Here is a 13,956-nt window from a genome sequence, read left to right on the forward strand (position 1 = left end):
CGTGCCCCTCAGAGCTCGGGCGGCTCGTCAGGGGTCAGGTCGGCGCGCCGGTGGACGAGCCGGGCGGCGACCTCGACCAGCTTCACGTTGAGGTCCTGCGAGGTCTGCCGCAGCAGGCCGAACGCCTCGTCGGCGGTGACGCCCTGGCGGCTCATCAGGATGCCCTTGGCCTGGCCGATGATGTCGCGGGAGTCGATCGCGCGGCGCATCTGCGTGGTGCGCAGCGCGGCGACCTCGGCGGCCTGGAGGTGGGCGAGCACCAGCGACGTGTGCGTGGCCAGCAGCAGCGCGGTGTGCCGGTCGGTCTCGGTGATGCGGTCGTGGCCGCGGGTGTAGACGTTCAGCGCCCCCGTCACCACGCCGTTCCCGGCGGGCAGCTCGGTGGCGAGCACGCCGGTCAGGCCGGCGCGGGCGGCCGTCTCCGCGAACTCCGGCCACCGGTGGTCGTACCCGAGGTCCGTGCTCGTCACGTACCCCGGTCCGTCCGCCCGCGCCGCCTCGACGCAGGGGCCGCGGCCGGTGCGGTACTGGACCTCGTCCAGCTCCTCGGCGACGCCGTCGGTGCTGGCGGGGGTGGTGAAGGTGCCGTCCTGCTCGCGCAGCGTCACGCTCACCACCGCGGCGGCCGGGACGAGCTGCGTGGCGGTCGTGACGACCTGGTCGAGGGCGGCGGCGACCGTGGTGGTCGTGAGCAGCGCGCGGGTCAGCGCCTCGAACTGCGGCACCAGGTCCTCGACGCCGGTGTCCACCGGCCGGGGCGTGCCGAGCAGGGCCTCCTCCAGCCCGGTGAACCGGGGGACCTCCTCCGCCGGGTCGGCGGCGTCGAGCATCCGCCGCACCGCCCGCGCCCGTTCGACGAGGAACACGCAGCGCACGCCCCTGGTGGCCTGGGTGCGGGCGAACGACAGCAGCGTGCGCGCGTCCGTCACCCGCAGACCGGGCAACGGGCGCAGGTCCAGCACGACGAGCGAGGGCTGGGGTGACGCCGAGATCGCGTCGGACATCGCGTGCACGGCGGCGGCATCCAGCTCGGTGACACCCGGCAGGGTGAGCACCAGGGCGGGTTCCGTCGTCGTCGCGGTCAGGTCCACCCCCGGCCGCCCCCTCCGATGCCGACGGGGACGGAGGACCACGCCCTCACTGCGGCGTGGTCCGGACAGTTCCGGTCAGGTTCGCGCACCGTCAACGGTCGGAACCCCCGCTCGTCCGGTCCGGCGGCGACGTGCGGGCTCCGGTGGAGCGAGCAGCCGCCGGTACAGCCTGTCCGCACCCGCGGCGACCTCCGGCCACGTGTGCCGGGCACGCACCCGGTCGTCGGCCGCGATTCCGCAGGCGGTCCTGAGGGTAGCGTCGTCCAGCAGGACCCGCAGGCGTCGCGCGAGCTGCTTGAGGTCACGCGGGGACACGAGCAGCCCGGTGACGCCGTCGATCACGGCGTCGGTCAGTCCGCCCACGGCCGTCGCGACGACGGGCACGCCGCAGGCCATCGCCTCCAGCGGCAGGGCGTCCCACGACGGGCGGGTCGGCACGCACGCGACGACGTCCGCCGACCGCAGCACCGCGGGCAGGTCCTTCCTGGCGACCGGCCCGAGCAGGCGCACCCGGTCCTCGACGCGGAGCCTGCGGGCCCACCGGCCGAGCCGGTCCGCGTCGGCGGGACGGGTGCCCACGACCACCAGCTCGGCGTCCGGCAACCGGGGCAGCGCGGCCACCAGGTCGGCGACCCCGTTGTCGCCCATCGGGTCCACGACCGTGACGATCCGGCGCAGCTCGCCGCGGACCGCCACCGGGCCGTGCGACTGGAAGAGATCGACGTCGACACCGCGGGCCACGACCTGGATCTTCGACCTCGGCACGCCCGCGGCGGCGAGGGCGAACAGCTCGTCCTCCCCGTCCGCGACGACCAGGGCGGCCTGCTTGCCCACGAGCCGCTCGACCTCGGCACGACGGCCGAACCCGTGGAACGACTGCACGACGGGCACACCGCAGGGTTGCGCGGCGAGCAGTGCGGCCAGTCCGGCCCGCCAGAAGTGCGCGTGAACGACGTCCGGACGCGCACCGGACCACTCGGAGCGCAGGGTGTCGACGAAGTCACCCAGCTGGAGCTCGTCGTCGCCCGCCAGCGGGCTGTGGTGCACCGTCACGTCGTGCCCCCGCGCCCCGAGCGCCGCCGCCAGGTCGCGGACGTGAGCGTCACGCCAGCCGGGGACGTCGTTCGCGGACACCAGGGCGATCGTCAACGGCTGGGAGTCGGGAACACCGGAAACACCAGAAGAGGAAAACACAGCAGAGTCCATCCCCACACGGCTCGATCACGCCGAAGGGCTGCTCACTGAACCCACTGCCTCGAACCTAGCCGACCTTGGCCGCCGCTGCCGGACGGGCCTCACTGATCAGGCATTTTCCGGGCGGACGGAACGGGCCGGGCGCCCGTGGACACCCGGCCCGCGCGGATCACGCCGTGTGCAGGCGCAGCCCGTAGACGTTCAGGATCTCGTTGATCGGCTGGAACCAGGTGCGGCCACCGGACGAGCAGTTGCCGTACCCGCCGGAGGTCACGCCCTGGGCCTGGTCACCGGTGATGAACGAGCCACCGGAGTCGCCGCCCTCGGCGCACACGCTGGTGCCCGCCATCTGGTGCACGTCGCCCTGCGCGTAGCGGATCGTCTCGTTGCGGGACTGGACCACACCGCAGTGCCAGCGCGTCGTCGAGCCCGAACGGCACACCGACGTGCCGACCGGCGCCTCCCAGGAACCGCGCACCAGCGCGTCCGCCACGGTGCCCCAGCCGAGCACGACCGGCACGGTCCACCAGCCGCCGCCGATGCGCACCCACGCGTAGTCGTTGCCGGGGAACGAAGATCCGGCGAAGTTGCCCTGGAACGACCGGTCCCAGCCGTACACGGCCTGACCGTTGCCACCGCAGTGGCCCGCCGTGACGTAGCCGCCGTGCACCGAGAAACCGATGGAGCACCGGACGTTCCCGGTGTAGTACGGGTCACCGCCGACCGTGCCCGCCGCGTACGGCTTCGGCTGCTGCACGCCCTCGGTGTTCACGGAGATCGCACCGAACTGGCGCGCCTTGTCGAGGAACTTCGCGACCTCGGCGGTCTGCTTGCCGGCCTCGACGTTCACCACGACGGTGCCGGTGCGCGGGTCCGGGTGCCAGCTCGCGACAGCGGCCGGCACTGCCCCCGTCGCGGACAACGCGTCGAGACGCTTCTGGTGGGCCGCCATCGAGTTGGCCGACCGCCCGACGACGACGGTGTCCACACCGGTCGCCTCGACCGAGCGTGCCACCGCCCGGTCGGTGACGGCCACGACGAGCCGGTTCGTCTTGTCGTCGAACCAGCTGCCGGCGTACGCGGCGCCGGCCTCCGCTTCGGCGCGCGGCGCGAGCACCGACGCGCGTTCTTCCTTCTCGATCCGCAGCCGCGCCTGGGCCTCGGTGAGGCCGAACGCCGACGTCATCGCGGTGAGCAGGCCCGGCGACAGCTCTTCCGCCGAGGCCGGCGCCGGGACGGTGAAGGTGGACCCGACCAGCACGAGCGCCAGCGCGGGCACGACTCTGGAGGTGATTCTGGGCAGGGTGAACCGCATGTTCGTCTCCTTGTCCGAGCAGGGTCGCCTTCCGCCCCGTTGCGGAAGACGGCGAACATGAGAGCGCTCTCACCATGCAACAGGCAGGGGTGGACGGGCAAGCCGTTGTCCGCCTGCCTGTCCTGTCCGTTTCGTGCCCGGAGCCCCGGAACCGGGCACCACCCGGGCCGGTTCGGCGGGGCCGGACCGGCCTGACCCCACCCGCCGAGCCCAGCTCCCGGGCCCGCTCAGCCGGGTACGACCACCTGCCGCACCGCCTCACCGGACGCGAGCTTCGCGAACCCCTCGTTGACGTCCTCCAGCGCGAGCCGCCCGGACAGCAGCCCGTCGACCGGCAGCCGTCCGGCGCGGTAGAGGTCGACGAACCGCGGCACGTCCCTACGCGGCACGCACGAGCCGAGGTAGCTGCCCTTGAGAGTGCGTTCCTCGGCGACGAGGTTCAGCGCGGGCAGCGTGATCGTGCGGTCCGGGTGCGGGAGGCCGACGGTGACGGTCGTGCCGCCGACGGCCGTGGCGGCGTATGCCTGTTCGAGGACGGCCGCGACACCGGTCGTGTCGATGACCTTGTCCGCGCCGCCGCCGGTGAGGTCGCGCACGGCGGTGACGACGTCCGGGCCGCCCGCGGTCTCGTGCGTGGCGCCGAGCGTGAGGGCGAGCTTGCGCTTGTGCTCGACCACGTCGACCGCGACGACCTGGGTGGCTCCGGCGGTGAGGGCGGCGAGCACCGCGGCCAGTCCGACGCCACCGAGTCCGAAGACCGCGACCCGGTCCCCCGGCTCGACCCTGGCGCTGTAGAACGCGGCACCGGCGCCCGTCAGCACGGCGCAGCCGAACAGCGCGGCGACGTCGAGCGGCAGGTCCGGTGGCACGAGCGTGGCGGAGCGGCCGGAGACGACCGTGTACTCGGCGAAGCCGGACACGCCGAGGTGGTGGTTCGGGCGGGTGCCGTCCGGGAGCGTCCACCGGCGGTGCCCGCCCAGGAGCGTGCCCTCGCGGTTCGCGGCGGCGCCCGGTTCGCACAGCGCCTGCCTGCCGGACGCGCACGGGCGGCACGCGCCGCAGGCAGGGACGAACGACAGCACGACGTGGTTGCCGGGCGCGAACCCCGAGCCGGGTCCCGTCTCGACGACCTCGCCCGCGGCCTCGTGGCCGAGCACCATCGGCAACGGCCGCAGCCGCGACCCGTCGATCACCGACAGGTCGGAGTGGCACAGGCCGGTGGCGTGCACGCGCACCAGCAGCTCGCCGGGACCGGGCGGGTCGAGCTCCAGCTCGACGACCTCCAGCGGCCCGCCGACCTCGGTCAGCACGGCTCCTCGCGTCCTCACGTCACCACCAGCCCTTCCATCGCGGTGCGCAGGTGCGCGGGGATCTCGGCCGGTTTGCGGGTGGTCCTGTCGACGAACACGTGCACGAAGTGCCCCTCCGCCACCACGTCGTCGTCCCCCTCGCGGAAGAACCCGACCTCGTAGCGCACGCTCGACCGGCCGAGGTGGCCGATCCGCAGGCCCGCGTCCAGCGCGTCCGGGAACGAGACCGAGGCGCGGTAGTTGCAGTGGGACTCGACGCACAGGCCGATCTCCGCGCCCTCGTGGATGTCGAGACCCGACGCGATCAGCCACGTGTTGATCACCGTGTCCATGAACGCGTAGTGGACGACGTTGTTCACGTGGCCGTAGACGTCGTTGTCCGCCCACCGGGTCGGAATCCGCTGCCAGTGCCGGTAACTCTCGCGCACACACCCTCCGCTGCTGTGGTTCGACACCCTCAGTCGAGCCTTCTGGTCAGCTCGACCCTCGACCGCACGCCGAGCCGCGCGAAGATGTTGCGCAGGTGGTGCTCGACGGTGCGGTGGCTCAGGAACAACCGCGTGGCGATCTCGCGGTTCGTGGCGCCCTCGGCGACCAGCGCGGCGATCTGCGCCTGCTGCGGCGTCAGGCCGGGGTGGTCCTTCGGCTCGCCGGTGGAGTCACCGGCCGCGCGCAGCTCGGCGCGGGCCCGGTCGACCCAGTGGTCGGCCTGGTAAGACTCGAAGATGCGCACCGCGTCGCGCAGGTGTTCGCGCGCCGCCTTGGGTTTGCGGCCGCGGCGCAGCCGGTTGCCGTACAGCAGCTCGGTCTTCGCGAGCTCCAGCGCGGTGCCGCTGGCCCGGTGCAGCCGGATCGCCTCCTCGAAGTGCTCGTCGGCGGTGCCGGCCGCGCGCAGCCCGTGGCAGCGGTGGGAGAGCGCGAGCCTGGCCGCGCTGCCGGTGGCGCCCGCCCACTTCTCGTAGCGGCTCAGCGCTCTGTCCCCTGTGGACGGTTTGCCGCACGCGACGGCGGCCTCCACGAGGTGCGGCGCGGCCATCACCTTGATGCCGGTGTGGCCGTGGTGCAGACGCAGCCGGTCGAGCGCGTCGGCGGGCCGGTCGCGGGCGAGGTCGGCGCAGGCGAACGCCCAGGCGCCGAACGTGCCGGGGCGGATGAGGCCGCGTTCGGTGATGTGCGCGGTCGCGGTGTCGATGCGGTGCAGCGCCGTCTCGGCGTCGCCGCGCAACGCCGCCAGCAGCGCGAGGATCGTAAGGTGGTCGACGACGGCGTTGTGCTGGCCCATCGCCGTGGCCGCGTGCACGCCCTCGGTGGCCGCCGTCAGCGCGGCGGCGTGCTGGTCGAGCAGCAACGCCGACAGCGCCCGGTAGACCAGCGCCCACGGCACCAGCGCGGTGTAACCGGTCTCCCGCGCCGACGTCACGGCGCTCATCGCGAACTCGTAGGACCGGGTGGCGTCGCCCAGCACGTAGGCGGCCTGGCTGCCCCAGATCCGCGCCTGCGGCCCCGGCACCTGCCCGGCCAGCGCGACGACGCCGCGCAACGCGGGCAGCGCCTCGTCGTGCCGCCCGGCGAGCGTCGCGGACACGCCGATCACGTGGTCGAGCGTGAGCCGGGTGGCCGGGTGCTCGTCGGGGCGGCGGATCTCCTTGGCGAACTCGGCGACGGCGGTGTGCCGGCGCGGGTCGCCCGCGATGCTGGCCGCCTCACCCGCGTACCCCAGCGCCGCCACCGCGAGCCCGCGCTGGGTGCCCACGAGTCCCCTGGCGGCGCGCATGAGGCGGTCGGCGGCCACGTCCGGGAGGCTCTCGCCGAGGTCGATGCCGCCCGCCAGGAGATCCATGAGCGCGCGGAGCTCCACCGTGTCGGTCAGCCGGACGGCCGTGCGCAGCACCGCGCGCGACCGGTGCGGCGCGCCGCGGGCCCAGTGGTCGGAGGCCGCCCTGAGCAGCCGCCGCGCCTTCTCCTCCGGTTCGGAGGTGAGCTGGGCGGCACGGCCGTGGTCCCGTGCGGCGGTCGCGAAGTCGCCGCACCGGCGGGCGTGCTCGGCACTGGCGGCGAGCGCGTCGGCGTGCTCGCCGCCGTCGTTGCCGGTGACGGCCGCGTGCCAGGTGCGCCGCGGTCCCTCCGGCAGCAGCCGGGCGAGCTCTCCGTGCGCCTGGAACCGCAGGGCGGTCGGGATGCCGGTGCGGACGGTGGAGCGGATCAGGCGGCGCGGGTCGAGCAGCGTGCCGGCCTCGGTCACGGCGTCCAGGTCGCCGGTGAGCCTCGCCAGGTCCTCCGCGGTCAGCTCCTCGTCCACGGCCGCGAGCGCGACGACGTGCCGCGCGGCCGGGGACAGCGCCTCGAACCGGGCCAGCAGGCGGGTGCGCAGCGAGCTCGACTCCGGCAGCACCTCCGGGGGCGGCGCCGTGCCGCCGAGCTGGTCGGAGGTGAGCGACGCGGCCAGCTCGGCGAGCGCGAGCGGGTTGCCGCAGGCGAGCTCGGCGACGTCGACGGCGAGCGCGGCCGGGATGCCCGGCAGCAGGTCGTCGAGCACCTGCAGGCTCGCCGCCCGGTCCAGCGGCTCCAGCACCACGCTGGGCAGCCCGAACGTCTCGGTCTCGGTCGCGATGAGCAGCGCGGCCCCGGTTCCGGTGACGTCCTCGGCGAGCTCGCGGAGGTCGTCGTCGAGCCTGCGCACGTCGTCCACGCACAGCACCGCGTCGTAGGTGCGGCGGGCGTGGTCGAGCAGCGCCGTCTTGCCTGATCCGGGTTCACCGCGCAGCACGAGCGCCGAGCCGTGCCCAGCGCGCGCACGCCTGAGGAACGCGTCGACGGCGACGCGCTGCCTGTCCCTGCCACGCAGCATCGGGCCAGTCTCGCCCTCTCCGGACGGCCTGCGGAAGGGGTCTCGGCGAAATTCACCTACCACCGTTAGTTTTGTCCCCGAAGTTCTCCGGCGAGACCGGTGGTTGCACCGATGCGCGTGTGCGCGGCGGGCCGCCAGTGTCGATCCCGTCCCCGATTTCCCCCCTGCCGAATGAGGTGTACAACGCTGTGCAACTCCGTTCACTGATCCCGATCGCACTGTCCGTGCTGCTGATCGGCGCTCCCGCGGCCCGCGCCGCGGACAACCCCTACGAACGCGGCCCCGCGCCGACCAACTCGAGCATCGAGGCCACGCGCGGTCCGTTCGCCGTGTCGGACACCAGGGTGTCGTCCCTGGTCAGCGGCTTCGGCGGCGGCACGATCTACTACCCGACCAGCACCTCGTCCGGCACATTCGGCGCGGTGGTGATCTCCCCCGGCTTCACCGGCACGCAGTCGAGCATCGACTGGCTCGGCCCGCGCATCGCCTCGCAGGGCTTCGTCGTGTTCACGATCGACACGATCACGATCTACGACCAGCCCGACAGCCGCGCCTCCCAGCTGCTCGCCGCGCTCGACTACCTGACCCAGCGCAGCGACGTCCGCAGCCGGATCGACGCCTCCCGGCTCGGCGTCATGGGCCACTCGATGGGCGGCGGCGGCACCCTGCGCGCGGCGGCGCAGCGTCCGTCCCTGCAGGCGGCGATCCCTCTCACGGGCTGGCACACCACGAAGAACTGGTCGTCGGTGAGCGTCCCGACCCTGGTGATCGGCGCGGAGAGCGACTCGGTCGCGCCGGTCGCGACGCACTCGGAGCCGTTCTACACGTCGTTGCCGTCCACGCTGGACAAGGCGTACCTGGAGCTCAACAACGCCTCGCACTTCGCGCCGAACCTGCCCGACACGACGATCGCGAAGTACAGCATCTCGTGGCTGAAGAGGTTCATCGACAACGACACCCGCTACGAGCAGTTCCTGTGCCCCGGGCCGGGTCGCAGCACGCAGGTCGAGGAGTACCGCAACACCTGCCCGAACTCGTAGGGCCGGAGTCCTCGCCCGGCGAGAACCGCGCCTGAGGGTTTCGCACCGATGGCGCGGCGGAGGACCCGCGTCCGGCGGCGGACGCGGGTCCTCCGGCACCCCGTCGCGAACGGGGAACCCAGGGGTGGTGTGGTGCCCCGCCCCGACCGGGGCACCACACCGGTCCCCTCACCACCGCGAACCCGGGCTGGTGCGTCACGGACACCGTGCGCACCGGCCCGTTCGTCGTCTCAGGACCGGCAGCGTGCCTCCTAAGCGCTGTGGATGGCGTCCAGCGCCTCCTCCAGGACCGGTGACAGCTCCCTCATGAACCGCGCGCTCACGTGGTTGTCGTCGAAGTTGACCTGCAGGTCGCCGACGAACGGCGAGCAGAACTCGTCCGGGCAGATCTGGTCGCTGAAGTCGAGGAACGAGACGTTGGACGGCACGTCGAGGTTCGCGTAGGGCGGCACCTCGCTGAGCATCTGGTCGCGTGGAGCGCCGCACCGGGGCGACGACGCGCCGTGCACGCGGACGCACTCGGGCACCGAGAAGCTGTAGCGCGGGCTGTCGCGGACGGCGACCACCGGGATGCCTTCGGCGTCGAGCTGCCGCCAGCGCTCCAGGAACCCCGGCGGCGTCTCCTCGGTCAGTCCCACCTGGACGTTGCGGGTCGAGAGGGTGAAGACGAAGTCGGGCTTGAGGGAGATGATCTCCTCGGTGGCCTCGTCGTTGAACCGCACGCACTCCTGCATGCCGGGCCACCGCTCCGACTTCGTGGAGTACGGGCAGCCGCCCTTGAGCATCGGGATGAGCTGCCAGTTGCGGCTGCGCGCGATCGGGTCGAGGGCGGCGATGAACTGCTGGACGTGGGAGTCGCCGACGAGCACGACGCGTTTCGCGGGTGTGCCCTCGGCGGGACCGAAGCACACCGTCAGCTGCTGGTGTCCCGGGGACATCGAGCACGTCTCGCCGTCGAGCGTGGCGAAGTCGGTGGACGGGGCGTACGCCTCCACGTTCCGCTCGCCGGTGAGCTGCCAGGTCGTGACGGCGATCACGAGCGGCACGAGCAGCACCACCGTCACCTTGCGCGCGCCCCACCCCGAGCGGCGGACCGGCTCCTCCACGAACAGGTGGGTGAGGGCCGCGAGCACCAGTGACGTGCCGATGACGGCCACGCCGCCGAGCAGGCCCGCCTCCCCCTGGCCGCGCACCACGAGGTAGCAGATCAGGACGGGCCAGTGCCACAGGTACAGGGCGTAGCTGAGGTCGCCGAGGTAGCGCATCCGCTCGCCCGAGAGCCACCGGTCCGCACCGAACCGGCTCCCGGTCGCCCCGGCGAGGATCACGGCGGCCGCGCACAGGGTGGGCCACAGCGCGAGATAGCCGGGGAACTCGGCACCGACCTGCAGCACCATCCCGCACAGCAGCAGCCCCGCGAGACCCGCCCAGCCGAGGACGATCCGCAGTGGACGGACCAAGGTGACGGTCGTCAGCGCCAGCAGGCCGCCGAGGGCGAACTCCCAGATGCGCGTCGCCGTGTGGAAGTACGCGAGCGGCTGGTTCACCGCGGTCAGGTACACGGAGTAGGCGAACGAGGCGGCGAACACGAGCAGCAGCACGCGCGTCAACGAGCGGCGCAGCATCACCACCAGGCCGACCAGCAGCGGCCACAGCAGGTAGAACTGCCCCTGGATGGACAACGACCAGAAGTGCTGCACGACACTCGCCTGGGCGTTCTGGGCGTAGTAGTCGGTCGAGTCGGCCGCGAGCTGCCAGTTCTCCATGAACAGCGCGGCCGCCGTCACCTCGCGCATCGTCTGCGCCCACCGGTCGGCGGGCAGCAGCAGCAACACCGCCACCACCGTCGCGCCCAGCACCACGAACGCGGCGGGCAGCAGCCGTTTCGCCATCCGGCCCCACAGCACCCGCAGGTTGATCCCGCCCCTGGCGGACGCGCGCACGAGCTGCCCCGTCACGAGGAAGCCGGAGATCAGGAAGAAGACGTCGACGCCGCCGGACACCCGGCCGAGCCACACGTGGTAGACGACGACGAGCCCGGCCGCCACCGCGCGCAGGCCCTGCAGCTCGGGCCGGTAGCTCCGGGGCGGGGACTTGCTGTTCGCCGTGGACGTTCGGGTTTCCTCCAGCTGACCACTTCCCGCCACGCAGGGAGGGTCCTCGCCCATCCGGCACAAGTCCATGGGTGCCAACACCCATTTCCGAGTGGGAACACCCCCTCCACCGTGGGGGAGTTGGGTGCCCAGACGGATCGTTTTCGCACGCCAGAGCAGCGATCGTGGTGGGTGTGTCACTGAAAGGAGGTGCCATGCCCATCACCAGCGACCGCCCGACCAGCTCGACCGCCTCGACCCGACGGCCGCTGAACCCAGTACTGATCGGGATCGCCTTGGCGCTGCTGATCGCCGGGGTCGCCACCCCGCACGCCCTGCTCGTCGCGGCCGGCCTCGTCCTGGCCGGCCTGATCGGCCTGAGCCGCACCTGACCGACGAGTGAAGTGGGAGGTACGACAATGTCAGCACCGGGAAAACTGGCCGGGCGCACCGAACGGGATGATGCAATGCAAGCGCGCGACATCGCGATCAACGTCCCGACCGTCACGGTCGACGATCCGGTCACCAAGGCCGTGAGGGTGATGGCGGTCAACCGCCTGCCCGGCCTGATCGTGGTCGACGACCAGGCACGACCGTGGACGGTGTTGCCGGGCACGCAGGTGCTGCGGCTCGCGGTCCCCTCCTCCTACCAGGAGGACCCCGCGCTCGCGCGCACGATCGACGAGCACGCCGCCGAGAGCTTCTGGGAAGAGCTCGCCGACCGCACCGTCGGCGACGTCGCGCCACGTCAGCGCGCCAAACCCACCACCGTCCGCGACGACGCGACCCTCCTGGAGGTGGCCGCGCTCATGGCGCGGCAGCACAGTCCGCTCGTCGCCGTCGTGGACCGCTCCGGGGCGCTCGTGGGTGCCATCACCCTCGACCGACTCATCACCAGCCTCGCCGTGTACGGCGCCGAGGACTGACTCCGTCCGACAAGAGCCACTCCCCCGCCGTCGCCGGTGCGGCTGAACACGCGCCGGCGACGGCTTTTTCCCCGTTGGGAGATTTGTGAGCGCCGCTCTCGCCTTGGCGATCTTCTTGATCGCGTTTTTCTTCATCGCCACCGAGAAGGCGGACAAGGTCAAGGTCGTCCTCGTCGCCGCCGGCCTGATGGCCGTCTTCGGGCTGATCCCCGGCTCCGAGGTGTTCTTCTCCGAGCACGAGGGCATCGACTGGAACGTCATCTTCCTGCTGTTCGGCATGATGATCATCGTCGGCATCGTCAAACAGACAGGGGTGTTCGACTACCTGGCCATCTGGGCCGCGAAGAAAGCCCGTGGCAGGCCCTACCGCCTGATGGTCATGCTGATGATCATCACGGCGATCGCGTCACCGTTCCTCGACAACGTCACGACGATCATGCTGGTCGCACCGGTCACGATCGTCGTGTGCAACCGGCTGCGCATCCCCGCCCAGCCGTACCTCATCGCCGAGGTGCTGGCGTCGAACATCGGTGGCGCCGCGACGTTGATCGGTGATCCGCCGAACATCATCATCGGCAGCCGCGCCGGTCTGACGTTCATGGACTTCCTGGTCCACATGGCACCGGTCGTCGTCGTGATCTTCGTGGTGTTCGTCCTGCTGACGAAAGTGCTGTTCCGCAAGTCGTTCCAGTACAACGCGGAGCACGTGGAGTCGGTGATGTCGCTGCAGGAGCGCCGCGCCATCACCGATCCCGCCATGCTGCGCCGATGCCTCATCGTGTTCGCGGGTGTGGTGATCGGGTTCGGTCTGCACGCCGTCGTGCACATCGATCCCGCCATCGTCGCGCTCGTCGGTGCGGGTGTCATGATGATCGTGACGAAAGCAGAACCGTCGGAGGTGCTGGCCGAGGTCGAGTGGCCGACGCTGGTGTTCTTCATGGGTCTGTTCGTCATGGTCGCGGGTCTCACCCACACCGGTGTGATCGAGACCGTCGGCACCTGGGCCATCTCCGCGTTCGGGGACGACTACTTCCTCGCCGCGACGGCCCTGCTGTTCGGGTCGAGCGTGCTCGGGGCGTTCTTCGACAACATCCCGTACGTCGCCACGATGACCCCCGTCGTCGAGGGCATGGTGGCGGAGATCCCCGACGCCGGCACGGGCCAGGCGCTGTGGTGGTCGTTCGCGCTGGGCGCCGACTTCGGTGGCAACGGCACCGCGGTCGCCGCGAGCGCCAACGTGGTCGCGCTGGGCATCGCCGCCCGCGCGGGTCACCGGATCAGCTTCTGGCAGTTCACCCGGTACGGCATCGTCGTCACGCTGCTCAGCACGGCGATGGCGTGGGGCTACGTCTGGCTCCGCTACTTCTAGCAGCGGACCGCCAGGACAGCGAAAAGGGCGTCGAACCCGATGGGTTCGACGCCCTTTTCGCGTGGTGTCAGCTCTGCCAGACGATCGGCGACTTGGTGTAGTCACCGCGGCTGTACTCGGCGGCGGCCACCTGCGAGCCGTCCGGCGCGCCGCTGAGCACGCAGGTCTCGTAGGACGCGCCGGCCGTGGTGAACGTCTTGGGGGCGCTCTGCGAGTCGCAGTTGTCGGTGTCACCGCTGATGATCACGCCGGTGCCCTTGCCGTCGGCGCCGAGGCCGCGCAGCGAGACCGAGGAGAAGCTGAGGTCGGTGCCGCTCAGGTTCTCGACCTTCACCCGCAGGTAGAACGGCGTGATGGCCTTGGCCTTGTCGCCGAACTTCGCGAGGTCCTCCTTCGCGCCCTGCTCGATAGCGGTCAGGGTGACGCCGATCGTGCCGGTCTTGTCGCCCACCGAGAAGGGGATGACCGCCTGGTCGCCGACCTTGAGCTTCGTGCCGGGAGCGGTGGCGTCGCCACCGGCGGCGGGCGGCGTGGACGCCTTGGTGCTCTCCTTGGCCGAGCTGGAGGTCGTGGTCTCGGAGGTCGTCGTCTCGTCCGAGGTGGCGGGCGTCGCGGTGCCCGTGGTCTCGGAGCCGCAGGCCGACAACAACAGACCCGCCGTCGCGAGGGCGGCGATGAACAGGGGGCCACGGGCGTGCGTCAAGACAAGACTCCTCGAACGACTGCAGATGGTTTCCCGACACGCTAGGCCACTCGGGCGAACAACGCTA

The 13,956-nt window shown here is 71.8% G+C and carries 12 protein-coding genes; 4 read left to right on the top strand and 8 right to left on the bottom strand.

Annotation, left to right across the window (positions count from 1 at the left end; all coding sequences use genetic code 11):
* Nucleotides 1-8: 8 nt before the first annotated feature.
* The 6 genes from BLT23_RS07840 to BLT23_RS07865 all read right to left on the bottom strand — a co-directional run bounded on the left by BLT23_RS07840 (nucleotide 9) and on the right by BLT23_RS07865 (nucleotide 7,758).
* Complete coding sequence (locus tag BLT23_RS07840) at nucleotides 9-1,091, bottom strand: ANTAR domain-containing protein (protein ID WP_245743818.1); 1,083 nt, start codon at nucleotides 1,089-1,091, stop codon at nucleotides 9-11.
* Nucleotides 1,092-1,166: 75 nt separating this feature from the next.
* On the bottom strand, nucleotides 1,167-2,225 hold the full coding sequence (locus tag BLT23_RS07845; protein ID WP_218133668.1) for a glycosyltransferase: 1,059 nt from the start codon (nucleotides 2,223-2,225) through the stop codon (nucleotides 1,167-1,169).
* A gap of 229 nt (nucleotides 2,226-2,454) precedes the next feature.
* A complete protein-coding gene (locus BLT23_RS07850) occupies nucleotides 2,455-3,600 on the bottom strand; it encodes a S1 family peptidase (RefSeq protein WP_090047110.1) in 1,146 nt (381 codons plus the stop codon).
* A 227-nt stretch (nucleotides 3,601-3,827) separates the two neighbouring features.
* Nucleotides 3,828-4,928: a zinc-binding dehydrogenase gene (locus tag BLT23_RS07855; protein WP_090047111.1), complete on the bottom strand. Its 1,101-nt coding sequence runs from the start codon at nucleotides 4,926-4,928 to the stop codon at nucleotides 3,828-3,830.
* Entirely contained in the window at nucleotides 4,925-5,338 is a 414-nt protein-coding gene (locus BLT23_RS07860) for an acyl-CoA thioesterase (protein ID WP_090047113.1), read from the bottom strand. The genes BLT23_RS07855 and BLT23_RS07860 overlap by 4 nt, the downstream gene beginning before the upstream one ends.
* A 29-nt stretch (nucleotides 5,339-5,367) precedes the next feature.
* Nucleotides 5,368-7,758 carry a helix-turn-helix transcriptional regulator gene (locus BLT23_RS07865; RefSeq protein WP_090047114.1) on the bottom strand — a complete coding sequence of 797 codons (2,391 nt, stop codon included), beginning with the start codon at nucleotides 7,756-7,758 and terminating at the stop codon, nucleotides 5,368-5,370.
* A gap of 188 nt (nucleotides 7,759-7,946) precedes the next feature.
* On the opposite strand from BLT23_RS07865, the gene bdeA reads away from it, so the two are divergent.
* Nucleotides 7,947-8,798, top strand: a complete 852-nt coding sequence (bdeA, locus tag BLT23_RS07870) for a bis(hydroxyethyl) terephthalate hydrolase (RefSeq protein ID WP_218133669.1) — start codon at nucleotides 7,947-7,949, stop codon at nucleotides 8,796-8,798.
* Between the two features lie 251 nt (nucleotides 8,799-9,049).
* On the opposite strand, the gene BLT23_RS07875 is transcribed toward bdeA, so the two are convergent.
* Nucleotides 9,050-10,945 (bottom strand): acyltransferase family protein, encoded by a 1,896-nt coding sequence (locus BLT23_RS07875; protein WP_245743819.1) that lies wholly within the window; start codon nucleotides 10,943-10,945, stop codon nucleotides 9,050-9,052.
* A gap of 161 nt (nucleotides 10,946-11,106) precedes the next feature.
* On the opposite strand from BLT23_RS07875, the gene BLT23_RS40595 reads away from it, so the two are divergent.
* From BLT23_RS40595 to BLT23_RS07885, 3 genes are all read left to right on the top strand, one after another.
* Nucleotides 11,107-11,283, top strand: a complete 177-nt coding sequence (locus tag BLT23_RS40595) for a hypothetical protein (protein ID WP_176946648.1) — start codon at nucleotides 11,107-11,109, stop codon at nucleotides 11,281-11,283.
* Nucleotides 11,284-11,358: 75 nt separating this feature from the next.
* Nucleotides 11,359-11,817: a CBS domain-containing protein gene (locus tag BLT23_RS07880; protein ID WP_090047119.1), complete on the top strand. Its 459-nt coding sequence runs from the start codon at nucleotides 11,359-11,361 to the stop codon at nucleotides 11,815-11,817.
* Nucleotides 11,818-11,902: 85 nt separating this feature from the next.
* Complete coding sequence (locus BLT23_RS07885) at nucleotides 11,903-13,186, top strand: ArsB/NhaD family transporter (protein ID WP_090047120.1); 1,284 nt, start codon at nucleotides 11,903-11,905, stop codon at nucleotides 13,184-13,186.
* 67 nt (nucleotides 13,187-13,253) lie between these two features.
* Here the strand turns inward: BLT23_RS07885 and BLT23_RS07890 are convergent, their stop codons facing one another.
* Nucleotides 13,254-13,889, bottom strand: a complete 636-nt coding sequence (locus BLT23_RS07890; RefSeq protein WP_090047122.1) for a hypothetical protein — start codon at nucleotides 13,887-13,889, stop codon at nucleotides 13,254-13,256.
* Between the last annotated feature and the right edge of the window lie 67 nt (nucleotides 13,890-13,956).

It is taken from the genome of Lentzea fradiae (genome assembly GCF_900100955.1).
GTDB lineage: Bacteria > Actinomycetota > Actinomycetes > Mycobacteriales > Pseudonocardiaceae > Lentzea > Lentzea fradiae.